The organism is Halorussus rarus, assembly GCF_003369835.1.
GTDB classification, from domain to species: domain Archaea; phylum Halobacteriota; class Halobacteria; order Halobacteriales; family Haladaptataceae; genus Halorussus; species Halorussus rarus.
Window position 1 is genome coordinate 318388 of record NZ_QPMJ01000003.1, and the last position, 23197, is coordinate 341584.

The 23197-nt window shown below is 69.2% G+C and carries 22 protein-coding genes and 1 tRNA gene; 11 read left to right on the top strand and 12 right to left on the bottom strand.

All coding sequences use genetic code 11. The annotated features are described in order from the left end of the window. Nucleotides 1–28: 28 nt before the first annotated feature. Nucleotides 29–796, bottom strand: coding sequence for a hypothetical protein (locus DVR07_RS17730; protein WP_115798643.1), 768 nt, complete (start codon nt 794–796; stop codon nt 29–31). 127 nt (nt 797–923) lie between these two features. Here DVR07_RS17730 and DVR07_RS17735 point away from each other — a divergent pair, with 127 nt between their 5' ends. After that, a complete protein-coding gene (locus DVR07_RS17735; RefSeq protein ID WP_115798644.1) occupies nt 924–1163 on the top strand; it encodes a hypothetical protein in 240 nt (79 codons plus the stop codon). Nucleotides 1164–1223: 60 nt separating this feature from the next. On the opposite strand, the gene DVR07_RS17740 is transcribed toward DVR07_RS17735, so the two are convergent. Continuing rightward, nucleotides 1224–2201 (bottom strand): oxidoreductase, encoded by a 978-nt coding sequence (locus tag DVR07_RS17740; RefSeq protein ID WP_115798645.1) that lies wholly within the window; start codon nt 2199–2201, stop codon nt 1224–1226. Between the two features lie 163 nt (nt 2202–2364). Continuing rightward, on the bottom strand, nt 2365–2514 hold the full coding sequence (locus DVR07_RS21835; RefSeq protein WP_162829621.1) for a hypothetical protein: 150 nt from the start codon (nt 2512–2514) through the stop codon (nt 2365–2367). A 135-nt stretch (nt 2515–2649) separates the two neighbouring features. Between DVR07_RS21835 and DVR07_RS17745 the strand changes: the two genes are divergently transcribed. Continuing rightward, the gene (locus tag DVR07_RS17745) at nt 2650–3318 is read left to right on the top strand and encodes a DUF7119 family protein (RefSeq protein ID WP_115798646.1); all 669 of its coding nucleotides are present in this window, start codon (nt 2650–2652) and stop codon (nt 3316–3318) included. A 13-nt stretch (nt 3319–3331) separates the two neighbouring features. Here DVR07_RS17745 and DVR07_RS17750 read toward each other — a convergent pair whose 3' ends face one another. Next, nucleotides 3332–4615, bottom strand: a complete 1284-nt coding sequence (locus DVR07_RS17750; RefSeq protein ID WP_115798647.1) for a M20/M25/M40 family metallo-hydrolase — start codon at nt 4613–4615, stop codon at nt 3332–3334. 138 nt (nt 4616–4753) lie between these two features. Between DVR07_RS17750 and DVR07_RS17755 the strand changes: the two genes are divergently transcribed. Next, nucleotides 4754–4827, top strand: a tRNA-Lys gene (locus DVR07_RS17755). A gap of 390 nt (nt 4828–5217) precedes the next feature. On the opposite strand, the gene DVR07_RS17760 is transcribed toward DVR07_RS17755, so the two are convergent. After that, a complete protein-coding gene (locus DVR07_RS17760) occupies nt 5218–5805 on the bottom strand; it encodes a DUF7090 family protein (protein ID WP_115798648.1) in 588 nt (195 codons plus the stop codon). Between the two features lie 91 nt (nt 5806–5896). Next, entirely contained in the window at nt 5897–6337 is a 441-nt protein-coding gene (locus tag DVR07_RS17765) for a DUF2391 family protein (RefSeq protein ID WP_115798649.1), read from the bottom strand. 136 nt (nt 6338–6473) lie between these two features. On the opposite strand from DVR07_RS17765, the gene DVR07_RS17770 reads away from it, so the two are divergent. Both DVR07_RS17770 and DVR07_RS17775 read left to right on the top strand, forming a co-directional pair. Next, nucleotides 6474–7154, top strand: a complete 681-nt coding sequence (locus tag DVR07_RS17770) for a class I SAM-dependent methyltransferase (RefSeq protein WP_115798650.1) — start codon at nt 6474–6476, stop codon at nt 7152–7154. A gap of 145 nt (nt 7155–7299) precedes the next feature. Beyond that, nucleotides 7300–8424, top strand: a complete 1125-nt coding sequence (locus DVR07_RS17775) for an ATP-binding protein (RefSeq protein ID WP_115798651.1) — start codon at nt 7300–7302, stop codon at nt 8422–8424. Nucleotides 8425–8494: 70 nt separating this feature from the next. On the opposite strand, the gene DVR07_RS17780 is transcribed toward DVR07_RS17775, so the two are convergent. The 3 genes from DVR07_RS17780 to DVR07_RS17790 form a co-directional block, all read right to left on the bottom strand. Then, nucleotides 8495–9073: a peroxidase-related enzyme gene (locus tag DVR07_RS17780; RefSeq protein WP_115798652.1), complete on the bottom strand. Its 579-nt coding sequence runs from the start codon at nt 9071–9073 to the stop codon at nt 8495–8497. A gap of 69 nt (nt 9074–9142) precedes the next feature. Next, a complete protein-coding gene (locus tag DVR07_RS17785; RefSeq protein WP_115798653.1) occupies nt 9143–10150 on the bottom strand; it encodes a sodium:calcium antiporter in 1008 nt (335 codons plus the stop codon). Nucleotides 10151–10251: 101 nt separating this feature from the next. Further along, the gene (locus DVR07_RS17790; protein WP_115798654.1) at nt 10252–10812 is read right to left on the bottom strand and encodes a DUF1684 domain-containing protein; all 561 of its coding nucleotides are present in this window, start codon (nt 10810–10812) and stop codon (nt 10252–10254) included. Between the two features lie 389 nt (nt 10813–11201). Between DVR07_RS17790 and DVR07_RS17795 the strand changes: the two genes are divergently transcribed. Both DVR07_RS17795 and DVR07_RS17800 read left to right on the top strand, forming a co-directional pair. Then, nucleotides 11202–11624: a DUF5807 family protein gene (locus DVR07_RS17795; RefSeq protein ID WP_115798655.1), complete on the top strand. Its 423-nt coding sequence runs from the start codon at nt 11202–11204 to the stop codon at nt 11622–11624. 425 nt (nt 11625–12049) lie between these two features. Then, on the top strand, nt 12050–13072 hold the full coding sequence (locus tag DVR07_RS17800) for a carbohydrate kinase family protein (protein ID WP_115798656.1): 1023 nt from the start codon (nt 12050–12052) through the stop codon (nt 13070–13072). Nucleotides 13073–13077: 5 nt separating this feature from the next. Here the strand turns inward: DVR07_RS17800 and DVR07_RS17805 are convergent, their stop codons facing one another. The 3 genes from DVR07_RS17805 to DVR07_RS17815 form a co-directional block, all read right to left on the bottom strand. Continuing rightward, on the bottom strand, nt 13078–13893 hold the full coding sequence (locus tag DVR07_RS17805) for a BtpA/SgcQ family protein (protein ID WP_115798657.1): 816 nt from the start codon (nt 13891–13893) through the stop codon (nt 13078–13080). Next, entirely contained in the window at nt 13890–15074 is a 1185-nt protein-coding gene (locus tag DVR07_RS17810; RefSeq protein ID WP_115798658.1) for a DHH family phosphoesterase, read from the bottom strand. The genes DVR07_RS17805 and DVR07_RS17810 overlap by 4 nt, the downstream gene beginning before the upstream one ends. A 117-nt stretch (nt 15075–15191) precedes the next feature. Next, complete coding sequence (locus DVR07_RS17815; RefSeq protein WP_115798659.1) at nt 15192–15623, bottom strand: universal stress protein; 432 nt, start codon at nt 15621–15623, stop codon at nt 15192–15194. A gap of 259 nt (nt 15624–15882) precedes the next feature. Between DVR07_RS17815 and DVR07_RS17820 the strand changes: the two genes are divergently transcribed. The 4 genes from DVR07_RS17820 to DVR07_RS17835 all read left to right on the top strand — a co-directional run bounded on the left by DVR07_RS17820 (nt 15883) and on the right by DVR07_RS17835 (nt 23150). Continuing rightward, nucleotides 15883–18387 (top strand): ABC transporter ATP-binding protein, encoded by a 2505-nt coding sequence (locus tag DVR07_RS17820; protein WP_115798660.1) that lies wholly within the window; start codon nt 15883–15885, stop codon nt 18385–18387. 191 nt (nt 18388–18578) lie between these two features. Further along, nucleotides 18579–20249, top strand: coding sequence for an ABC transporter substrate-binding protein (locus DVR07_RS17825; protein ID WP_115798661.1), 1671 nt, complete (start codon nt 18579–18581; stop codon nt 20247–20249). Nucleotides 20250–20358: 109 nt separating this feature from the next. Continuing rightward, a complete protein-coding gene (locus DVR07_RS17830) occupies nt 20359–22074 on the top strand; it encodes an ABC transporter substrate-binding protein (protein ID WP_115798662.1) in 1716 nt (571 codons plus the stop codon). Between the two features lie 62 nt (nt 22075–22136). After that, nucleotides 22137–23150, top strand: a complete 1014-nt coding sequence (locus tag DVR07_RS17835; RefSeq protein WP_115798663.1) for an ABC transporter permease — start codon at nt 22137–22139, stop codon at nt 23148–23150. The last annotated feature ends 47 nt before the right edge of the window (nt 23151–23197 follow it).

Consider the following 23197-nt stretch of genomic DNA (forward strand, 5'->3'; position numbering starts at 1 on the left):
CGGCGCATCTCCGGCTTCTCCGGGGGTCTCAGCTGTCGTCCTCGGCCTCGTTCTCGTCGGCCAGCGACTGCACCGCGGGGTCCAGACGCTCGAACCGCTCCCGCCGACGGTCGTCGTTCGAGTCGGCGATGCGGATTTGGGGGCGCTCGTCGACCTCGAACACCTCGTCCTCGTCGATGCCGGCCTCCGCGACCGCGTCCTCGACCTTCCCCCTGTCGAAGCTCTTGACCGCCTCGGGGTCGACGCCGGCGTCGTCGAGCGCGTCGCGGACCGTCGCCTCGTCTTCGAGGCTCCGGTACTCGTAGGTCCGCCGCCGGACGCTGCCCAGTTCGGCGGTTATCTCGCAGTCCTCCCGGAGGTCCTCGAGCATGGCGTCGCGGACCTCCTTGCGGGCGGCGTCGGCCGAGTTCTTCAGGTCGGCCAAAAGCGAGTAGAGGTCGGCCAGCTGGGCGGTTCCGAGGTCGTCGAGCGACGAGAGGTCGTACTCGTCGGCGAGTTCGAGCAGGACCAGCGCCTCGCGCTCGAACCCGAACTCGAAGTCGTCGTCCCCGTCCCCGCGCTCGTCGGGGTTCGCGGCGGATCCGGGGCTGTCGACGGAGTCACCATCGCTACCGTCGCGCTGGCGGCGCTTCTCGGTCTCCACGAAGTCCCGGGCGCCCTCGTAGGCCAGCCGGTCCCACGAGTGGCCGTCGCCGTCGGTCCGGCCGACGTGGGCGGCGACCGAGCGGACCGCGTCGCGGTACGCGCAGTCGCTCACGGGGCACTCCACCGGGTCGTAGTCGGTCGCGTCACTCATCGACCGTGCGTTGGGACGCGAGGCGGGATAATCCTTCGTCGCGCGCCGTCGCCCGCGGGAGCGTTGCGGGACGCTCGAGACCGAACCAGCCACAATCGCTATAGTCCAATAGTCCCCGTGTGATGACATGGGTGACCGACCTACCCTGCCCGTGCCGACGACCGCGTGGCCCCGCGTGTTCCTGACCGGCACGGCGCTCAGCATCGGACTCGTGGCGAGCATTCGGGGAGCGTCTTCGGGGCTCTCGCGGTCCTCGGAACTGCTGACTGCCGTCCTCGTCGTCGGTCTCTACACGGCTCTCAGCGTGTTCTACTACGCGACCGCGAGCCGCGAGCCTCCTCGCGTCCGCCCGACGGACGAGCTCTGAGACGTCGGTTGACCGTCTCGTCCGCCGCGGACCCGCCGCTCGTTTCGCGCTCGCTCGCGCTCAGTCCGCGGTCGCCGGCCGCCGGAGCTCGTAGGTCACGCCGGTCAGCTCCTCGGAGACCTCCCAGAGCTGCTCGGCCCGGTGGCGGTCGTAGGAGGCGTCGCTCGACTGCTGGACCGCGGGCTCGCCGCGCATGTTCATGAACCCGCCGGGGCCGACGTACTCCCCGCCCTCGACGCTCGGGGCGGTGGCGGCGTACAGCATCGGCAGCGCGCCCCGCTCGGCCGACTGGGCGAGCACGGCGTTCGCGGCCTTCATCGCCCAGAGCCGGAGCGTCGACCCCCGCATCTCGGGGCCGCGGCGCTGGAGGTCGGTGGCGGCGTAGCCCGGGTGGCACGCCGCGCTGACGACGTCGGCGTTCGCGTCGTCGAGCCGGCGCTGGAGCTCGTAGGCGAACAGCACGTTCGCCAGCTTGCTCTGGGCGTAGGCGTCCCACTCGTCGTACGATTCCTCGTGCTGGAGGTCCTCGAAGTCGATGTCGCCGCTCTCGTGGACGCCGCTGCTCTGGGTCACGACCCGGGTCTCGCCGGCCGTCCCGCCCAGCCGGTCGAGCAGCAGGCCGGTCAGCGCGAAGTGACCGAGGTGGTTGACGCCGAACTGCATCTCGAAGCCGTCGGCGGTCTCCCGACGGGGGATGGCCATCACGCCCGCGTTGTTGCAGAGGACGTGGAGCTCGTCGTGGGCGTCCCGGAACCCGTCGACGAACGACCGGACCGACGAGAGGTCCGCGAGGTCGAGGTGGGCGACTTCGAGCGACCCGCGGTGGGCGCCCCCGTTGTCCTCGGTCCGGATGCGCCGCTTCGCGTCCTCGCCCCGGTCCTCGCTCCGACAGGCCATGACGACGTGGGCGCCCCGCCGGGCGAACGCGCGGGTCGCCTCGTAACCGAGGCCGCTGTTCGCGCCCGTGACGACCACGGTCCGGTCGTCCATCTCGGGCATCTGGTCTGCGGTCCAGTCGCCGCGGCGGTGTCCAGCCATGCACCGGCGTACGGGGGCGAGACACTGAAACCCATCGCCGCCGGCGTGACGCGCCGGCACCGCTCCCGTCGTTCGATCGCTCCTCGCTGCCCGACTACGACTCCGTTTCCGTCGTTCACCCGTCATCCTGACCGCCTCTCCGCCTCCGCCCCTCCGGCGGCGCCTACCCGTCGCCCCGCGCCACCACGAAGCCGCGGCACTTCGGGCACACCACGACCGACCGCTCCTCGAACGTCGCGCCGCAGAGCGTGCAGACGTACTCCCCGTTCTCCCGCGGTCGCCGTCGCTTCGCGAGCCGACTGATGATTCTCACGGTGGAACGACGCGACCGACGGAGAAAGGGATTTTCGACCCCGGCTGACCTGTCAGCCGGCTGGCCGCTCCCGGACGGAGGCGACCATTGTTCCGAACCGCGGATTTTTGCCCGCCGAGGACCACCCTCAGACCGATGAGCGAAGAGTCGGGCGAGGAGGGACCGCCGACCGACCGCGAGTCGCCGGTCGGCCAGCCGGTCGTCCGCGGCGACGAGACCGTCACCGGGCGCGACGCCGAGCGGGCCAAGGCGTTCGACCCGTCGGACCCCGAGAGCCTCGCGGCGGCGGCCGAGACCGTCGCCAGGTTCGCCGAGAACACCGCCGGCGGCGAGGACAACGTGTACATGCTCCGGGGCGCGGCCGCCTGCGCCGCGCTGGTCCGCGGCGAGGGCTCGTACAAGGCCGCGGCCGAGCGCGCCGGCGGCGAGGTGACCGTCGCGTTCATCCGGAAGTGGGCCCGGGTCCACGACCTGCCCCAGTCCATCCGGCGGTACGTCGCCATGGGCCACGTCGCGCCGACCGCGGCCAAGCACATCGCCCGGGTCGGCGGCGAGGACCGGTTCCGGCTGGCGTGGGCCGTGCTCGACGGCGACCTGACGGTCCGGGAGGTCCGGTCGGTCGCCAGCGCGGTCAACGGCGGCACCCCGGTCGAGGAGGCGCTGGCCGACCACGGCGTCACGCCGGGCGAACTCACGCTGCGGCTGCCGGCCGACACCTACCGGGAGCTCCGCCGGACCGCGGCGATGGAGGGCAAGGACCCCGACGAGGTCGTCGCCGAGGCGCTCGACGAGCACCTGCCGTGAGCAGCGACGGGACCTATTCTGCGCGCAGGAACTCTGCCGCGGCGTCCGCGAGTACCTGTCCCGCGGTCAGCACCGCCGACCACCCCACCGTCTCGTCGGGGAAGTGGGCCTGCTCGATGCTCCCCGGCCCGAACATCACCGTCGGGACGCCGGCCTCGATGTACCACCGGGCGTCGGCGCCGTAGGTCGCGCCCCGGGGCTCGGCGTCGTCGAGGTCGTTGGCCGCCATCGCGCGCTGGACCGCCCCGACGACCGGCTCGTCGGGGTCGATTTCGGAGGGCTCGAACTGCACGGAGAAGCGCTCGAACTCCGGCGGATGGTCGGCCAGCCAGTCGTCCGCGGCGACGAGTCCGGCGAGGCGTTCCTCGAAGGCCGCCTCGACCTCGGCGACGGTCTCGCCCGGCGCGACACCGATGCGGAGCTCCGCGGCGAGTTCTGCCGGCACCGACGACGCCCAGTCGCCGGCCTCGACCCGGCCGACCACCACGGGCCACGGCACCGGGAACGCCTCGTAGAGGGGATGGGCGACGGTCTCGCAGCGCTCGGCTTCGAGGTCCCGGAAAGTCCGACGGATCTCCTCGAAGTACGGGAGGACGTCCACCCCGCGCCATCGGGTCGCGGCGTGGGCCGACCGGCCCTCGATGCGGAGGCGCTTCATCAGGCTCCCCTCGGAGGCGACGACTGGCCGGAGGTCGGTCGGCTCGGCGATGATCGCGGCGTCGCGCTCGAACGGGTAGGGGTTCGAGAGCGCGGCCGCCGCGGCGCCGATACCGCCCTCCTCCTCGCCGGCGACGCTCTCGACGACGAGGCGGCCGTCGAGGTCGACGGGTGCCGATTCCGCGAGGTGCTTCGCCGCGAAGACGCAGGCCGCGAGGCCGCACTTCATGTCGGCGGCGCCGCGGGCGGTGAGGGTCTCGGTGCCGTCCGCTCCCTCCTCGTCGCGCCAGGTCGGCTCGAAGGGGTCGCTCGACCACGACTCGCCGGCGGCCGGGACCACGTCGACGTGGCCGTTCAGCACCAGCGTCGGCCCGGCGTCGGGGTTCCCGAATTCGAGGACGCCGCCGACGCTGGGCCGGCCCTCGACCGGAATCGCGTCGGTGTCGTCGGGGAACGACGGGTGGGCGGCCAGTTCGGCGGCGTCGGCGGTCCACTCGTAGGTCTCGAAGCCCAGGTCGTCGAGTTTCTCTCGGACGAATGCCTGGGCGGGGGCCTCGTTCCCGCCGGTGGTGTCGTATCGGAGGAGCGTCGCGGCGAACTCCCGGAGGTCGGGGCCGCGCTCGCTGGCGAAGTCGTCCATAGTCGTGTCGAGTGAGGAGGCTGGGGGTAAAGGTTCCGACGCGCGTCTGTAGACTCGTTTCCTACCTCCAGCTACGAATGGAAGCGACCTCCCTGTGAATGGTAAATGTTTAACCCTACCGGACGCAAGACCGGTTGAGGGCTGGTAGCTCAGTTAGGCAGAGCGTCTGGCTTTTAACCAGACGGTCAGGGGTTCAAATCCCTTCCAGCCCGTTTCTGTGACGACCGAGGATGAGGGTACTAGTGTTCTAACAGCCTCTCTGAACTATCAGCACCGCTAGCTACTGCCGTCACCTGTGTACAGCACCGCACAGCCCCGCACCGCGACAGCCTCACCCCTCCCCAGCCTCCTCCTTCGCTTCGCTCAGTCGTTCCTCGCGCGATTCGGCGCGGCCACTGACGGGCCGCCGGCAGACAATCGTGTCTGCCGGGCTGTTGCGAATCGGAGATTCGCCACATCCCGAAAATCTCCGATTTTCGGAGACGTCCGTTCGCTTCGCTCACGACGACCGCGCCAGCGCGCGCCAGTTCCCAAGTTGGAATCCCGCGAGAACGAACCTCGATTTCCCGTCTGTCGATACACTCCGAAAGCGAACGCCTCGCTCAGACGTCCTCGAAGTCGCTGTTCACCTCGCCGTCGCGGTCGAGGTCGATGATGGCGTCGAACAGCCCCATGAACTTCTCGACGTGCTCCTCGTCGTGGACGCCCTTCGAGAGGTGGAAGAGGCCGACCGCGTCGTGTTCGCGCAGCAGGCCCAGAATCTGGCGGATCGCGTCGCGGACCCGCGACTCGTCGGCGTAGTAGGCCATCTCGGTGATGGAGTCGAGGCTGATGCGGCGCTTGCCCTCCGTGTTCTCCAGGAACCGCCGGGTGACCTCCAGCACGCCCTCGAGGTCGTCGGGCGAGGAGACGTAGTGGACGTTGTCGGTGCTCCGGCGGGAGTAGCCCCGCTCGATGCTCAGCGTGTCGAGGATCTCGGCCTTGCTCTCGTCGACGTCGTAGTGGTCGAGCTTCTGCTTGACCTCCCGGGCGGTGGTTCGGGTCGAGATGACGAGGAAGCGGTCTGTGTCGGTCTTGAGGAAGTCGGTGTCGATGCGGTCGGTCTCGCCGGTGCTCGGATGCAGGAGGAGGACGCCAGTGCCACCGGGAATCGCGTCGGGCGTGTTCTCGATGGCGAGTCGATAATCCATACCATCTGGTATTACGTGGCGGCGACTTAAGACTGCGGGTCAGGCGGTCGCGTCCGGACGCCGCACCCGGGTCCGCCGGCGAAGGGTCGACTCAGAACACGCTGTCGGCGGTGGCCGCGCCGACCACGCTGAACACCGCGCCGACGCTGATGGCCCGGAGGGTGACGGTCACGGTCTCCATCGACGCCTCGCCGGCGACGAACGTGTCGCCGAGGAACGTGCCGGGCGCGCCGAACGCCACCGCGAGTATCGCCACCGACCCGAACGAGACCAGCATCAGCGAGACGAATCGCGAGGGGACGCCGGCCACCTCGGCCTCCCGGTCGGGGTCGCGGTCGTCGTCGGCCTTGTAGAGCGCCCCGTACCCGATGAGAAAGACGATGAGCACCGTGGCGACCGTCTGGAACCACGTCATGTCCCGGGCCAGACTCCACACCTCCTCGGTGACGACGAACGGCCCCGCCAGCAGGAAGCCGCCGACGATCTGCTGGGCGGAGTCCGCCAGCGCGAAGCGCTTCTTCGATCCGACCATACGCGACCTGATACACCGTGCCGTTAAAAGGCTCCTGCCTGACCCGGGTCCAGCCGGACCCCGACTCACACCGCCCAGCCCTCCATCTCCGACCCGTTCCGAACCCGTTTTGTCGGTGGCACGTCTTCCTTCCGGCATGAGCGTCCGCGAGGAGTTCGACGAGTGGGCGGCCGACGGCCGCGACAGGGGAATGGAGGACCGCCACTGGCACACCGGGAAGTACGTGCTGGCCCGGATGCCGGTCGAGGCGGGCGACACCGTGCTGGACCTGGGGACCGGCAGCGGCTACGCGGTCCGGGCGCTCCGGGACACCCAGCGCGCCGGCCGGGCCTACGGCCTCGACGGCTCTCCCGAGATGGCGCGCAACGCCCGGGGGTACTCCGACGACCCGCAGGTCGGCTTCCTCGTCGGCGACTTCGACCACCTGCCGTTCGCCGACGACAGCGTCGACCACGTCTTCACGATGGAGGCATTCTACTACGCGAACGACCCTCACGAGACCCTGGCGGAGGTCGCCCGCGTCCTCCGGCCCGGCGGCACGTTCTACTGCGGCGTGAACTACTACGAGGAGAACGTCTACTCTCACGAGTGGCAGGAGTTCATCGACGTGGAGATGACCCGCTGGTCGGCCGCCGAGTACCGCGAGGCGTTCCGCGAGGCGGGCCTGCACGTCGCCGAGCAGGACAACGTCCCCGACCGCGACACCGAGATCCCCGACGAGAGCGCGTTCCCGACCGACGACTGGGAGAGCCGGGAGGCGATGGTCGAGCGCTACCGGGAGCTCGGGACGCTGCTGACGGTCGGCGTCGCGCCCTGAGCCGCGGTCGCCGGTCCGGCTCCCGACGCGCCCCATCGCGGCGAACATGCGCGTCGCGTAGCTCCGAACATATTCGTCCGGGCCGCGCTCTCCCCTTCGCTTGCAGGCGAAATACCTATTTCACCGCGTCGCCAGGCCCAGAGTAATGGGTCACTGGTCGCGTCTCGTCTCGACGCTCGGTGGGGACCGCGTCGTCGCCGGGTGGGGTGGACTGTACGTTCTTCTCGCTACCGCGCGAGCCGGCTTCATCGTCGCCACGGGTCGGCCGATAGTCGCCGCTATCGTCGACTTCGTGCTGGTCGCCGGTCCGGGAGCCGTCATGCTGTACGGGGGACTCCGACTCTCCCGGTCGGACCTCGATCCGGAGACCTACCCCCGGGTCGTGGCCTGGTGTCTCGCCGGCTTCGTCGTGACTCTCGGCATCATCGAACTGCTCAATCTCGAACCCGGCGTCACCATCGCCTACCCGCGATGGTCGTTCACGCTGGGCGCGGCCGTCGGGACCGCGGCCGGCTTCGGTATCGGCGTGAACGACGCCCGCGCGGTCACCCGGGCGAAGGAGATAGAGCGCCGTAACCGGGAACTGGAGCGCCAGAACGGTCGACTAGAGAGCTTCGCCCGGATGGTCGCCCACGAGCTCCGGAGCCCGTTGACCGTCGCGAAGATCTACCTCGACGGGGCCGCGAAGGGCGACGCCGACGCGGCGGCGCAGGTCGAGAGCGCCCTGGACCGCATCGAGGAGATGATCGAGGTCGTGCTGGTCACCGCCCGGGGCAGCGACGCCAACATCGACGCCGACCCCGTGTCGGTCGCCGACGTCGCGGCCGAAGCGTGGGCGCCCCTCGACTTCCCCCGCGCCGACCTCGTCGTCGAGACCGACCGGACGGTTCTGGCCGACCCGATTCACGTCCGCCACCTGCTGGAGAACCTGTTCCGCAATTCGGTGGAGCACGGCTCGACGAGCCACCGTCCGCGCGACGGTGACGTCGACGCGTCCGACGCGGGCGTGACGGTCCGCGTCGGCTCGCTGCCCGGCGGATTCTACGTCCAGGACGACGGTCCCGGCATCCCCGAAGACGAGCGCGACGCCGTGTTCGAGGCCGGCCACACCACCGACGACGACGGGATCGGCCTGGGACTCACCTTCGTCTCGCAGCTCGTCGACGCGTACGGCTGGGACTGTGACATCACCGAGGGCGAGTCCGGCGGGGCGCGCTTCGAGTTCACGAACGTCGACACGGTTTCGGCCGAGCGGCCGAAGACGCACTGACGCCGGTCGGTCTCCCGACGATTGCTGCCGCGGGGCGGACCCGCTCGCTCCGCTTCCTCACTTTCGGATTCTACTCCTCGGCCTGTCGCGCAAAGGTGTAGAACTCGTCGTTCGGGCGCATGTCCGCCATCGCGGCCATCCGGTTGCTCAGGTTGAAGAACGCGGTCACGCTGCCGACGTCCCAGATCTCCTCGTCGGTGAGGCCGACCTCGCGGAGCGCGCCCAAGTCGGCCCCGGTCACGCGAGCCGGCTCCTCCGTGAGCTTCACCGCGAAGTCGAGCATCGCTCGCCGGCGCTCCGAGAGGTCGGCCGCGCGGTGGTTGGTCGCGAGCTGGTCGGCCAGCTTGGGGCGCTCGCTGTAGAACCGACAGAGCGCGCCGTGGGCGACCACGCAGTAGAGGCAGTCGTTCGCACCGCTGACCGCGACGACGATCATCTCGACCTCCTCGCGGTCGAGCGGCGTGTCCTCGACCAGCGCGTCGTGGTACCGGAAGAACGGCCGGAAGTGGCTCGGCTTGTAGCCGAACGCCCGGAAGACGTTGGGCGCGAAGCCGGCGCGCTCGGTCTCCTCCTCGATGCGCTCCCGGAGGTCGTCGGGCAGGTCCTCGGCGTCCGGGACCGGGAACTCGGTCATCGGTTCCTCGGGCATGCGACCCCCTTCGTCAGGTTCGCCCTTGAGTCTTGACGCGGGACGGCGTCGGCGACTCGCTCGCGGCGCTCAGATCCCCCGGACCGTCTCGATGACGCCCGTGCTCTCGAGGGTCATCCACGCGAGGAACACGGCGTAGAGGCCGAGCAGGGCGTACGCCTCGCCGTCGGTGAGTTCGAGGTGGGTGCGGGTGACGACGACGAACACGAGCGTCGCGAACGCGAGGAATCCCATCATCGGGATGGCCGCGAGGAAGTTGACGGTGGCGGACCCGCCGAGGAGGACGCCGACCGGGATGGCGACAAGGAGGTTGAACGTGTTGCTCCCGAGAACGTTCGTGAGGCTGGTGATGCTCTCGTCGTTCTTCGCGGCGTTGATGCTGACGAACGCGTCCGGGAGGCTCGTCGCGGCCGCGATGACCGTCAGCCCCCACAGGAAGCTCGGCGTGTCGAAGATCTCGCCGAAGCCGAGCGCGGCCCGGACGATGCCCTCGACGCCGACGGCGATGAGGACGAGCGAGACCGCGAGCACCGCCCACTCGCGGCCCGGGTCGACGTCGACGTCATCGGTCGGCACGTGGTCCCGGGTGTCTTGGTACTGGAGGAAGACGTAGACGCCGTAGGTGGCCAGGGGCATGACGACGAGCGCGGGGGTGAGAATCGCCGCCGAGTTCGTCCCGCCGGGGACGTAGGTCGCCCCGAGCGCGAACGTGATGAACAGCACGAGGACGCTGATGATGTAGAACTGGGCGTCCTTGTGGACGATGTCCCGGGTCGCCTCGAGCCGCTCGGCGGCGAGCGCGGAGAGTGCCGGGATGACGAGCAGGTTGAAGATGGCGCTCCCGACGATCGCCCCGACGCCGAGGCCGAACTCGCCGTGGACCAGCGTGCTGATGACGACCGAGCTGAGTTCGGGAAAGCTCGACCCGATGGCGATGACGACGGCCCCGTGGACCGCGACCGGCAGCCCGTAGTGCTTGCTGAGCCGCTCGGCGGAGCGTTCGAGGAGCTCGCTACCCTTCCAGATGACGCCGGTCGCCCCGACCGCCAGCAGGAGATACAAGATGACGGGACTCATCGTGCGGACAGTAGAAAACCCTCGCTGAAGATACTGGCGGACGCCCGTCGAACGAGGTCGTCCCCAGCGTCCTGCTCTTTGGACTGTCGCGCGCGGCTTCGCTACGCCTTCTCGCCCGCCCGGATCTCCGCGTCCAGCCAGTTCTCCTCGGGCGGGAGCGGGCAGGCGAACGTCTCGCTGTACGCGCAGAACGGCGAGTACGCGAGGTTGAAGTCCAGGACCATCTCCGAGGCGTCGTCGAGACCGCCCTCGGTCTCGAACTCCATGTACCGGCCGCCGTCGTAGGTCTGCTGGCCGGTCGTCTTGTCGCGGAACGGGACGAACAGGCCGTCCTCGTCGGCCTCCTGGCGGTAGCCCGCGAGCTCGTCCGCCTCGCCGTCGAGCTCGAAGTGGAGCGTGGCGACCCGGAGGTACCGCTGGGGCGGGCCGGCGCTGACCTCCAGTTCCACGGGGTCGGGCTGCTCGTGGACCTCCACGGTCGCGGTCACCCGGTAGTCGGGGGCGGGGTCGAAGTAGTCGAGGCCGTCGAACGTCTCGCGCTCCTCGGGCGGAATCGGCGACTGGGGGTGCTCGGCGAAAAAGTCGTCCTTCTCGGTTCGGTGTGATTCGAGTTCTTCTCGCCACGCCTCGGCGTCGAACTCCTCGGTCGCGGTGTCGCTCATGGGCGGTCGTAGTCGGTCGCGCCGGGTAACGCTTCTCATCGCTTCGGAAGCTGGGCAAACAGCGTTCGGGTAGACTCAAAGGGGCCGGGCGGGGGCTTTCGACACCAACGTATTCCTGTTCGACGACCCTGCTGAACGCCTTGTCGAATACTGCAGTGCTAGCTACTGCCGTCACCTGTGAGTACCGCACCGCAACCGCGGACCTCACGCCTCCCCAACCGCCTGCGCTTCTCGGTCGTTACGCTCCCTCCGATGCTCGTCCCTCGCGCGTTCGGCGCGACACGCGGTCGCGCCAGCACGCGCCGACTGCAGTTCCAATCCGAAATGCGGCATCCTCTGATTCCCGACGAGAACGCGGGCCTTTTCCCCTCGCCTTGCCTACCGTGGGTATGAGCAAACGAGAGCAGTTCCTCGCGGGCGAGCGCCCCGAGGACGTGGCGCTGTTCCTCTCGGACTCGTTCGTCGAGGGCGAGGGCGACGGCCTGGCGAAGCACGGCGAGCAGGTCGAAGACGGCGTGGTGCTGGTGGTCGAGGGCGACCAGGGCCGGAGCGTGTTCAAGACCGCGACCGGGATGGACGCGATGGGGTTCGCCAAGCGGGCGATGGGCACCGAGGGCGACATCGCCCGTGACCTCTCGGGCGGGGACTGTCCCGACTGCGACGGGGCGGCCGAGTTCGTCTTCGCCTTCGCCGAGGAGCAGAACGAGGAGGTCGGCGACCTCTACGCCGAGGGCGACGTGGTCCACGCCTACGCCTACTGCGACTGCGGGACCGCCTACTCGGACAAGTGGGTCGCCGACGAAACGGAGTAGTTCGCGGAGCCAGTACGAGTGCGAACCGTTGAATCGAGGCCGCTATGTCTTCTTCGAAAGCCCCCGGCCGGTCGCGGTCGCTGCGGGACATATCCTCGGCTCGCTCCGCTCGCCTCGGATAGTGGTCCCGAAGACGACCACGTCCTTCGGACGCGACCGGCCGGCCCCTTTCAGTCCACCCGGACCGAGGCTCGCGGACTCGGGCACTCCCGGGGTGAATGCTGCACCGAGCGCGCCTTTTGATTGTCACCCAGGGACGGCCGCGTCCTGGCCGAGATGCCGCTCCACGAGTTCGAGGCCGGCGACGTCTCCTACGAGTTCCGGAAGCCGCGGTAGTCGTCTCTACGCTCGAAATCGACGCCACCGCGGCCGGTCGCGCGGCGGCGTCGTAAACGGTTTCGTCCCGGAGTCCATCGGTCGAGGCGATGAGCGACCACGGCCCGGGAGCGAGTTCGTCGGACTCCGACGCGGACCGCCCCGACCGCGACGCTCGCCCAGTCCCGCCCGCCCTCGACGCGGTGGCGGTCGGCAGCGCGGTCGAGGACCGCGTCTACGCGCTGACCAACCTCCCGGAACCCGACGGCGGCGCGTTCGTGCGCGACGAGACCACCGCGGTCGGCGGCGTCGCCGCGAACGTCGCGGCCGCGCTGACCCGTCTCGGCCGCGAGACCGGCGTCGTCTCCCGGGTAGGCCACGACGAGGCGGCCGACCGGATTCTGGCCGACCTCCGCGAGCGCGACGTCGACGCCCGGCGCGTCAGGCGCGGCGAGACCGACGAACGGACCTCCTACTCGCTGATCCTCAGGGACCCCGAGGGCGAGCGCATGATCGTCGCCGGCGGCGAGAGCGTGCCGAACCTCCGACTGGCCGACGACGACCGCGCGTACGTCCGGCGCGCCGACCTCGCATTCACGAGCGCGTACGCGCCCGACCCCGTGGTCGCCGACCTGGTGGACGCGGCGAACGAACGAGACGACGACTTCCCGCCGCTGGTCTTCGACCTCGCGGGTCCGCTCTCGGAACTCGAGGACCGCGCGACTCGCCCCGAGACGCTCGACGCGCTCCTGCCGGTCTGCGACTGCTTCGTCGCCAACGAAGTGTCGGCCCGGTCGTACCTCGGCGAGGACCCCCGGGAAGCTATCGACATCCTCCGCGAGCGCGGCGCCCGGCGGGCAGCGGTCACCCACGGGACCGACGGCGCGCACCTGCTCACCAAGGGCGGCGACGTTGTCGAAATCCCGGCGTTCGAGGTCGAGACCGTCGACACTACCGGCGCCGGCGACGCCTTCACCGCGGGGCTGATCCACGCGTGGCTGCTCGGCGAGGAGTCACCCGAGGTTGCGGGCCGATTCGCGGCGGCGACCGCGGCGCTGAACTGCACCGCGGCGAACGCGCGGGGCGGACTGCCGACCGAGAGGGAGGTCCTGGAACTCCTCGATTCCCGGTAGCCCGCTCAGCGCGCCTCGTCGGCGGCCGCGACCAGTCGCTCGACGCGCTCCTCCGAGACGCGGTTCGTGGTCTCGCCGCCGTCCTTGAGTGCGGTGCCGACGACGACGCCGTCGGCGACCCCGAGCAGGTCGGCGACGTTCTCGGTCGTGGTACCGCTTCCGACGAAGATGGGAGCGTCGAGGTCGGCTTCGTCGCGGGCCGCGGCGACCGCTTCGAGGTGGTCGCCCGCGACCTCGTGGCCGGTGCCGGCGCCCGAGACGACGACCCCGTCGGCGAGACCGCGCTCGACCGGTTCGGCGACCGCCTCGGCGTCGAGCGGTCGGTCGGCCAGCGCCGCGGAGTGCTTCACCTCGAGGTCTGCGAAGATGCCGACGTCGGCACCGAGTTCCTCGCGCAGGCGGACCGTCTCGTGGGCCTGTCCCTCGACGACACCTTGGTCGGTCACGCGCGCGCCCACGTGAACGTTCACGCGAACGAACGCGGCCTCGACCGCGGCCGCGACCGAAATTGCGGCCGCGGCGTCGTTCCGGAGGACGTTGATTCCCATCGGGAGGTCGACCTCTCTCCGGATGTCGGTGGCGACGCGGGTCATCGACGCCACCACGTGCTCGGGCACCTCGTCGGGGTAGAACGGCGCGTCGCCGAAGTTCTCGACCAGCAGCGCGTCGACGCCGCCGGCTTCGAGTCGGCGGGCGTCCCGGAGCGCGGCCTCCCGGACCCGCTCGAAGTCGCCGTCGAACTTCGGGGCGCCCGGCAGGGGCGCGAGGTGGACCATCCCGACGACGGGCTTGTCGGCGTCGATGGCGGGAATCGGGGTCATTCGTCGGCGCCGTCCCCGTCGCCTGTTGCCCCGTCCCCGCCGGCGCCCTCGTCTCGTTCGGACTCGTCGCCCTCGTCCGGGTCGGCTTCGGCCGCCGCCGCCGTCTCGGCCTCGACGTCCCGGGCCACGTGCCAGAACGCCTCGACGATGACCTGCTTCGCGACCGCGCCGCGGGTCGTCCAGTGGTGGGCGTAGTCGAGCATGTCGTCGTAAATGCGGGGTTTGCAGCCCGCGGCCTTGGGATGGCCGCCGCCGTTGACCTGGCCGGCGACCTCGTGAGCCCGCTCGAAGCCCTCGCTGCCGCGGATCGATGCGCTGCCGGAGGGCTTGACGATCACGGCGGCGTCGGTCCCCTGCTGGCGGAGCTCCTCGGCGACCTCGTTCTGGGAGCACCGGCCGTAGGTCACGCCGACGGTCCACGGTCCGATCTCCTCGGTCTCGGCCCGGGCGACCGCCTTCTCGATGAGCGCGTCCTTCTCGACCCGCATCTCGGCCAGGAACTCCGTGACGTCCTCGGGCAGGTCGGCGCCGTGCTCGGCGACCGCCTCGATGTACTCCTCGGGCTCGGCCCAGTAGGAGAAGTCCGCGAGGTCGTCGCTCCGGGGGTCGTCGCGGATCCAGAGGTCGTGGTCGCGGGTGACCGCCGCGAGCTCGACGAGGTAGTCCGGGAAGTCGTGGTCGATGGCCCGGACCGCCACGTCGGCGGTGCACTCCTCCTCGCTGTCGCCGACCACGAGGTCCGCGCCCGCCTCGCGGACCGCCGCGGCCACCTCGTCGGTCCACTGGTGGTGGTCGAACCACCGGACTGCGCCGGCCTGCTCGACCAGCGTCTCCAGGGCCTCGCCCACCTCGTCGTAGCTGTCGGGGCAGAGGTCGCAGACGAAGATGCGCGCGCCGGGCTCGCTGTAGTCGGCGACGCGCTCGAGCGCGTCCTCGAGGTCGTGCGGGCCGGCGTCGATGAGCGCGCCCTCCCCGAAGGCCTCCCGCACGAGCGCGGTGCAGGCCAGCCCGTCGGCGTCGGGGTCGGCCACGACCGCGACGTCCGCGCCGGTCAGCTCCTCCTCGGCCTCGGCCTCCTCTTGGGCTTCCTCTATCGAATCGGGGACGAAGAACCCCTCGCCCGGGAGGATGGATTTGCGTTCGAAAGAGAGGTTGTCGTCGTCGATGACCCAGTCCTTCATACCGCCTCGTTTCGGGCGGACACGAAAGAATCACCCGGTTGGCCGCCGGCCGTGCCTGCTATCCGACGGGGAACCCGCCAGTCGACCGTGCCCCCTCGACTGGACGAGCAGACGGCGTCACTCGTCGTTTGCGAGTTGCCGGACGGTCAGCACCGGGACGGGACACGACCGGACGACGCGCTCGGCCACGCTGCCGATGAGGAACCGGTTCTCGCCGTGGCGGCCCCGGGTCCCGGTCGCCACCACGTCGGCGCCGCACTCGCGGGCGTACTCGGGGATCTCGGACTCCGGGCGCCCCTCACGGATCGCGGTCACCACCTCGCGGTCGGCATGCTCGCGCACGGCGTCGAGCGCCTCCTCGCCCTGGGACTCCAGCGCGTCGCGGAGCTGGTCGCGGAGCGCCTCGGGCGAGGACTCGACCTCGCCGGTGTCCACGACGTAGAGGGCGTGGACCGCGGCGTCGAACCGCTCGGCGAGGTCGAGCGCGACCCGGACGGCCCGGGCGACGCTCTCCGAGCCGTCCGTTGCGATGACGACGGTGTCTATCATGGCAGGGTCTACCGCCGGACGCCTCTTAAACTTCGGTGGGTCGGCCAGGTGGCTCTCGCGGAGCCGGTCGGTCGGCGACTCGCGAGCGCAGTTGGCTGTACTGAATCGGGTAATACCTGCGACTCGCCGGTCGTACGACGGGGCCGTCCCGTCGGGTTTCTTTCGCGGGCGCGAACGCCGACGTCACGTCTCACGGGCCTCGATTTCGGTCGAAAAGTCGAAGGGTATTTGACCGCGGGCCGTCCACTTCCAACCAATTGTGAGAGACTTACTTTCAATCTCGGATCTGCAGACGCAGTTCAACACCGAACGCGGTGTCGTCCAGGCGGTCGACGACTTCGACCTGTCGATCCGGGAGGGCGAGACGGTCGGTCTCGTGGGCGAGTCCGGGTCCGGCAAGAGCGTCAGCGCCCTCTCGCTGCTCCAGCTCGTCGACGACCCCGGCGAGGTCGTCGGCGGCGAGGCGGCGTTCCGCCACGAGGAGCTGACCGCCGAGTTCGCCGACCGGTACCCCACGGGGGTCGGCGACTTCGTCTTCCCCGACGAGGGGTACGTCGACCTGCTCGCGGCGCCAGAGGACGCGATGCGCGAGATACGCGGCGGCGAGGTCAGCATGATCTTCCAGGACCCCATGACCTCGTTGAATCCCGCGCTGACCGTGGGCGAGCAGGTCGCCGAGAGCCTGCGGCTCCACCAGTACGGCGGCCGGAAGAAGGACTCGTGGTGGAACGCGGTCCGCGAGATCGCGCCCGGCCTCGGCGGGAAGGACATCGACGAGGCGGTGCTCGAGGACACCATCGACATGCTCGAGGAGGTCGGCATCCCCGAGCCCACCGAGCGGGTCGAGGAGTACCCCCACGAGTTCTCGGGCGGGATGCGCCAGCGCGTGCTCATCGCCATCGCGCTGGCCTGCCAGCCGAAGCTCCTCGTGGCCGACGAGCCGACTACCGCGCTCGACGTCACCATCCAGGCCCAGATCCTCGACCTCATCAACGACCTCCAGGACGAACTGGGCATGTCGGTGCTGTTCATCACCCACGACCTCGGCGTCGTCGCCGAGACCTGCGACCGGGTGGCGGTGATGTACGCCGGCGACATCGTGGAGGTCGGGCCGGTCGACGAGATATTCCACAACCCGAGCCACCCGTACACCTACGCGCTGCTCGAGTCCATCCCGCGGGAGGACAAGCAGCGCCTCACCCCCATCGAGGGCAACGTCCCGGACCTCATCGACATGCCCGAGGGGTGTCACTTCGCGCCGCGCTGCCCGTGGGCCCAGCCCGAGTGCACCGAGGGCGAGATTCCCAACCTCCAGCACGGCCCGGCCGAGGTCGACCACCGCGCCAAGTGCGTCCTCGAGGAGTTCGACGGGGGCCAGTACGGGGAGGACCGCGAGGGCATCACCACCCGCGACCACGAGATCGGCGACCGGCTCCTCCGGGTCGAGGGGATGAAGAAGCACTTCTCGCGGGCCGACGGCATGCTCGACGAGTGGCTGGCCGACGAGGTCGAGAGCGTCAAGGCGGTCGACGGCGTGAGCTTCGACATCTACGAGGGCGAGACGGTCGGGCTGGTCGGCGAGTCGGGCTGCGGCAAGTCCACCGCGGGCCGGACCCTGCTCCACCTCGAGGAGCCGACCGATGGTCGCATCGTGTTCCAGGGCACCGACCTCTCGGAGCTGGACCGCGAGGAACTGCGCGAGAAGCGCAAGGACATGCAGATGATCTTCCAGGATCCGCTGTCGAGTCTCGACCCGCGGATGACGGTGGGCCAGATCATCGCCGAACCCCTCAAGATCCACGACCTGCCCGAGGAGGCGCCGCCGGACGACACCTCGCGCAAGCAGCAGCGCCGCGACCGGGTCGTCGAGCTGATGGAAGCGGTCGGCCTCGAACCCGGCCAGTTCGACCGCTACCCCCACGAGATCTCCGGCGGCCAGCGCCAGCGGGTCGGCATCGCCCGGGCGCTCGCGGTCGACCCCGACTTCATCGTGGCCGACGAGCCGGTGTCAGCGCTCGACGTGAGCGTGCAGGCCCAGATTCTCAATCTGCTGGAGGATCTCCAGGAGGAGTTCGGGCTGACCTACCTGTTCATCGCCCACGACCTCAGCGTGGTCCGGCACATCTCCGACCGGGTCGCCGTGATGTACCTCGGCGAGATCGTCGAGGTCGCCGACACCGACGAGCTGTTCGCCGACCCCAAGCATCCCTACACCCAGGCGCTACTGTCGGCGATCCCCGAGCCCGACCCGCGGGCCGACACCGACGACCGCGTCATCCTCGAGGGCGACGTCCCCTCGCCCATCGACCCGCCGTCGGGGTGTCACTTCCGGACCCGGTGCCCGGAGGTCATCCCGCCGACGGACCTCGACATCGAGCAGGAGTCCTACCGCGCGGTGATGGACTACCGCGAGCGCGTCGAGGACCGCGCCATCGACCTCGACGCCGCGTGGGAGGAGGCCGGCGGCGACGGCGCCGAGGCCGAGACCGCGACCGCGGCGGACGGGGGCCGGCAGGGTGCCGGGACCGCCGCGTCCACCGCGGCGTTCAAGTCCGTGCTCTGGGACCGCCTGTTCGACGTCGAGCCGACCGGTCGCCCGCACGAGCTCGTCGAGGATTCGTTCGACCGCCTCGCCGAGGGCGACTGGGACGCCGCCGCGTCGCTGCTCCGCGAGCACTTCGAGAGCGTCTGCGAGCGGAAGAACCCGGTCCTCCAGGACGAGGCCCACCCGGCGGCCTGCCACCTCTACGACCAGCCCCGGTAGTCGCGTACCGGTAGTCGGCGCAGCGTCTCGGTTCTCGCGGTGCCGTCCCGACGCCGAGGAACTGTCGGTCCGGACCCGACCTGTCAGCCGGCGGGCGGAATGTTGCGTCCGTTCGGAAATTGAACCAATGAGACCGCGGTTCAATGCGCTCCCGTAGCCTTATACTCCGAATGATTGATTGGTATCGGTGTATGTCTTCAAACGACACATCGGTTTCGAGGCGGAGCGTGCTGAAGGCGGCAGGTGGGGCGGCGGCCTCCGCCTCGGTCGCGGGGTACGTCGATACCGGGAGTTCGGACGCGACCCAGCAACAGGGGGGTGGCGGGACGCTCACGTACGCCCGGGGGAACGACTCGGGTACGCTCGACCCGCAGAACACGACCAGCGGGGAGGACGTGAAGGTCACCAACCAGATCTACGACCGGCTCATCGAGTTCGAGCCGGGCGAGTCATCGCTGATCGCCGGACTCGCGACCGAGTGGAACCTCGAGGGACAGCAGGCGACGGTGACGCTCCGAGAGGGGGTCACCTTCCACAACGGCAACGAGTTCACCGCCGACGACTTCATCGCGACGTACCGGCGGTTCACCGACTCGGACTACGAGTACTATCCGGGCGACGAGTACGTCTCCTCGTACGGGCCGTTCACGCTCGGCAACTGGGTCCAGAGCGTCGAGAAGAACGGCGACTACGAGATGACCATCCAGTTGCAGCAGCGGTACGCGCCGTTCCTCCGGAACCTCGCGATGTTCGCCTCCAGCGTGCTGTCCGAGCAGGCGATACAGGAGCGGGGGACCGACCTCAGCCAGAACCCGATGGGTACCGGACCGTTCGTGTTCGAGAACTGGGACCAGGGCAACCAGCGCATCCGACTGTCGGCCTCCGACGACTACTGGGGCGACGGGCCGTTCGTCGACGAGGTGGTGTTCACCGCCGTCAGTGAGAACACGACTCGGGCCCAGACGCTCATCTCCGGCGGGGCGAACATCATCGACGGGCTCGGCGCGCAGGCCGCCCAGATCGTCGAGAACTCCCAGAACGCCCGGCTGATGGAGACGCAGGGCATCAACATCGGGTACATGGCGTTCAACATGGCCCGGGTCGAGGCGTTCCGTGACAGGCGGGTCCGGCGGGCCATCAGCCTCGCCATCAACACCGGCGCGCTCGTCAACACCATCTACCGGGGGATCGCGGTCCAGGCCAACCAGCCGATTCCGTCGAACGTCTTGGGATACAACGAGGACATCGAGCCGTACCCCCACGACCCGGAACGCGCCCAGCAGCTCCTGAACGAGGCGGGGTACGGCGACGGGTTCAGCTTCGAGCTCGCGACGTTCCAGAACCCGCGGACGTACAATCCGTCGCCGATCCAGGCGGCCCAGACGGTCAAGTCGAACCTCAACGAGGTCGGCATCACGGTCAACATCAACCAGCAGCCGTTCAACCCCTTCCTGACCTATACGAGCTCCGGGAGGCACGACGCCTGCTTCCTGGGCTGGATGACCGACAACGCCGACCCGGACAACTTCTACTACGCCCTGCTTCACCCCGGCATCTCGCAGGACCAGGTGCCGGACGGCCAGGACTGGGTCGGCTGGGACACCGAGGGGTTCAACACCCTCGACGTGGCGGCGTGGGCGAACACCGAGTTCATGGACCTCACCGAACGGGCCCAGCGGACGTACGACCAGCAGGAGCGGGGCGACCTGTACCGACAGGCCGCCCAGATCGCCCACGACGAGGCGCCGTGGGTGTTCATCGACCACGCCAAGGAGCTCCGGGGCATCGGGCCGAACGTCCAGAACTTCGTGGTCGCGCCCATCGGCGGCCCGTTCCTCAAGCAGGTCCGACTCCAGGGGTAGCCCGCCCCGTTTCCGGCCGGTTAAGCGCCCTATTGTGGTAATCATTGCCACACGTTCGCCCTGTTTTAACTCCGGTATACTTATGTGCCAAGTGTGGGCATGATGCGCTATGGCGTCAGATGACAGTCTGAAGCGGCGCAGTTTCCTGAAGGCGGCCGGCGGTGCGGCGGCCGCGGCCACGCTGGCAGGATGTACCGGCGGCGACTCGGAAGGCCAGGAGACGACCACGTCCGGCGACACCACCGACGACGGTGGTGACACCACGACCGAATCGAGCGACGACGGACAGAACACCCTGCTCACCTACGGCCGGGGTTCGGGGTCGACGACGCTCGACCCGCAGGCCACGACCACCGGCGAGGACGCGAAGGTCCTCAACCAGGTGTACGACCGGCTCGTCGGGTTCAAGCCCGGCGGCTCCTCGCTGGTCGCGGCGCTGGCGAAGGACTGGAACCAGAGCGGCAAGACCGCGACGCTCACGCTCCGGCAGGGCGCGACGTTCCACAACGGCGAGGAGTTCACTGCCGACGACTTCATCGCGACGTACCGGCGGTTCCTCGACTCGGAGTACGAGTACTTCGTCGGCGACTCGAACCAGTCGATCTACGGCCCGTACCTGCTCGGCAACGTCGAGGACGTGGAGGCGACCGGCGACTACGAACTGAAGTTCACGCTCTCGAAGAAGTACGCGCCGTTCGTGGCCAACCTCGCGGTGTTCGCGCTCGCGGTCATGCCGCGGTCGGCCATCGAGGGCGACCGGGACCTCTCGAAGAACCCGGTCGGCACCGGGCCGTTCTCGTTCGAGAAGTGGAACAACTCGAACCAGACCATCCGCCTGATGGCCAACGGCGAGTACTGGGGCGAGGGCCCCCACGTCGACGAGGTCGTGTTCACCGCCATCGGCCAGAACACCACCCGCGCCCAGTCGCTCGACACCGGCGAGGTCGACATCATCGACGGCATCGGCGCGCAGGCCGCCAGCGTCGTCAAGGGGTCGAGCTCGGCCTCGCTCAAGAAGAAGCCCGGGATGACCATCGGGTACATGGCGTTCAACATGGCCCGGGTCGAGGCGTTCCGTAACAAGAAGGTCCGCAAGGCCATCAGCCACGCCATCAACACGAAGGCCATCGTCGAGAACATCTACCGGGGTCAGGCCGTCAACGCGACCCAGCCGCTCCCGCCGAACGTGATGGGCCACAATAGCGAGGTCAGCGCGTACGAGTACGACCCCGAGAAGGCACAGTCGCTGCTCGAGGAGGCCGGCTACGGCGACGGGTTCTCGTTCGAGCTCGCGACGATGACGAACCCGCGGCCGTACTTCGCCTCTCCGGTCCAGACGGCCCAGACGGTCAAGTCGAACCTCGGCGAGGTCGGCATCGATGTCTCCATCAACAAGCAGTCGTGGAACCCCTACCTCACGTACACCGCAGAGGGCAAGCACGACGCGTGTTTCCTGGGCTGGATCTCGGACAACGCCGACCCGGACAACTTCTTCTCGCCGCTGCTGGGCCACTCCGGGATGAGTCTCGACAAGATCCCCGAGGGCCAGGACTGGGTCAGCTCGGACGTCGAGGGCATCAACACCGGCAACCGCGCCCGGTGGGCCAACCGGGAGTTCCTCGAACTCATCCGGGAGGGTCAGTCGACCTACGAGCAGTCCGCGCGCAAGGAGACCTACGAGCAGGCCAGCAAGCTCACCCACGACGAGGCGCCGTGGGTGTTCATGACCCACACCGAGGTGCTGCGCGGCGTCAACAACCGCGTCAAGAACTACACGGTCGCGCCCATCAGCGGGCCGTTCCTCAACCTGGTCTCGGTCGAGTGACCGGCGCCGCCCGAGGGCGGTAACGAGTCTTTTTTCACGCACGCGGTTTTTTCTCCGGGTGAATGATTTCCAAGCGGTTCGTTGTCAAACGACTCCTGCTGCTGGTCCCGGTGCTGTTCGGGGTGGCGACGTTCGTGTTCGCCATCCTCCACCTGGCGCCGGGCGACCCGGCGCGGGTCATCGCCGGCCAGCGGGCGTCCGAGGAGTTCGTCCGACAGATCCGGACCGAACTCGGGTTGAACGACCCCATCTGGGTGCAGTACGGTCGGTTCCTGTTCGAGGCCGTCCAGCTCGACTTCGGCGAGTCGTACCAGATCCGGCGCGGCACGCCGATCAAGCAGGTGCTGGCCGCCCGGCTCCCGGTCACGCTGGAGATGGCCCTCTACGGCCAGATACTGGGCATCTTCTTCGGCATCCCGATCGGGGTGCTGGGTGCCATCAAGCAGGACTCCATCAGCGACCACGTCACCCGGATCGGTGCGCTGTCGGGCATCAGCATCCCGATCTACTGGAGCGGTCCGCTGCTCATCCTCCTGTTCGCCCAGGTGCTGAACGTGTTCCCGGCGAGCGGCCGCATCGGGACCCGGTACAGCGTGGAAGCGATCACGGGCGTGCTGACCATCGACACGCTGTTGCACGGCAACTTCGCCGCCTTCCAGTCGGCGGTGATGCACCTCTTCCTGCCGTCGCTGGTCATCGGCATCTACTCGATGGCGCTCATCTCCCGGATGATGCGGTCGTCGATGCTCGAGACCATCCGCCAGGACTACATGCGGACCGCCCGCGCGAAGGGCCAGGGCTCGAAGATAACCGTGCTGAAACACGGCCTCCGGAACGCGCTCATCCCGGTGGTGACGGTCATCGGCATCCAGTTCGGCAGCCTGCTCGGCGGCGCGGTGCTGACCGAGACGATATTCGGCATCGGCGGCATCGGCACGCTGCTGGTGCAGGCCATCCGGGTCGGCGACTACCCCGTCGTCCAGGGGACCGTGCTGACGTTCGCGTTCCTGTTCACGCTCGTGAACCTGCTCGTCGACGTGACCTACTCGTACCTCGACCCGAGGATCGAACAATGAGCGCGCTCGCACCACACTCGATCGCGACGACTTCCCGGGAGCAATCT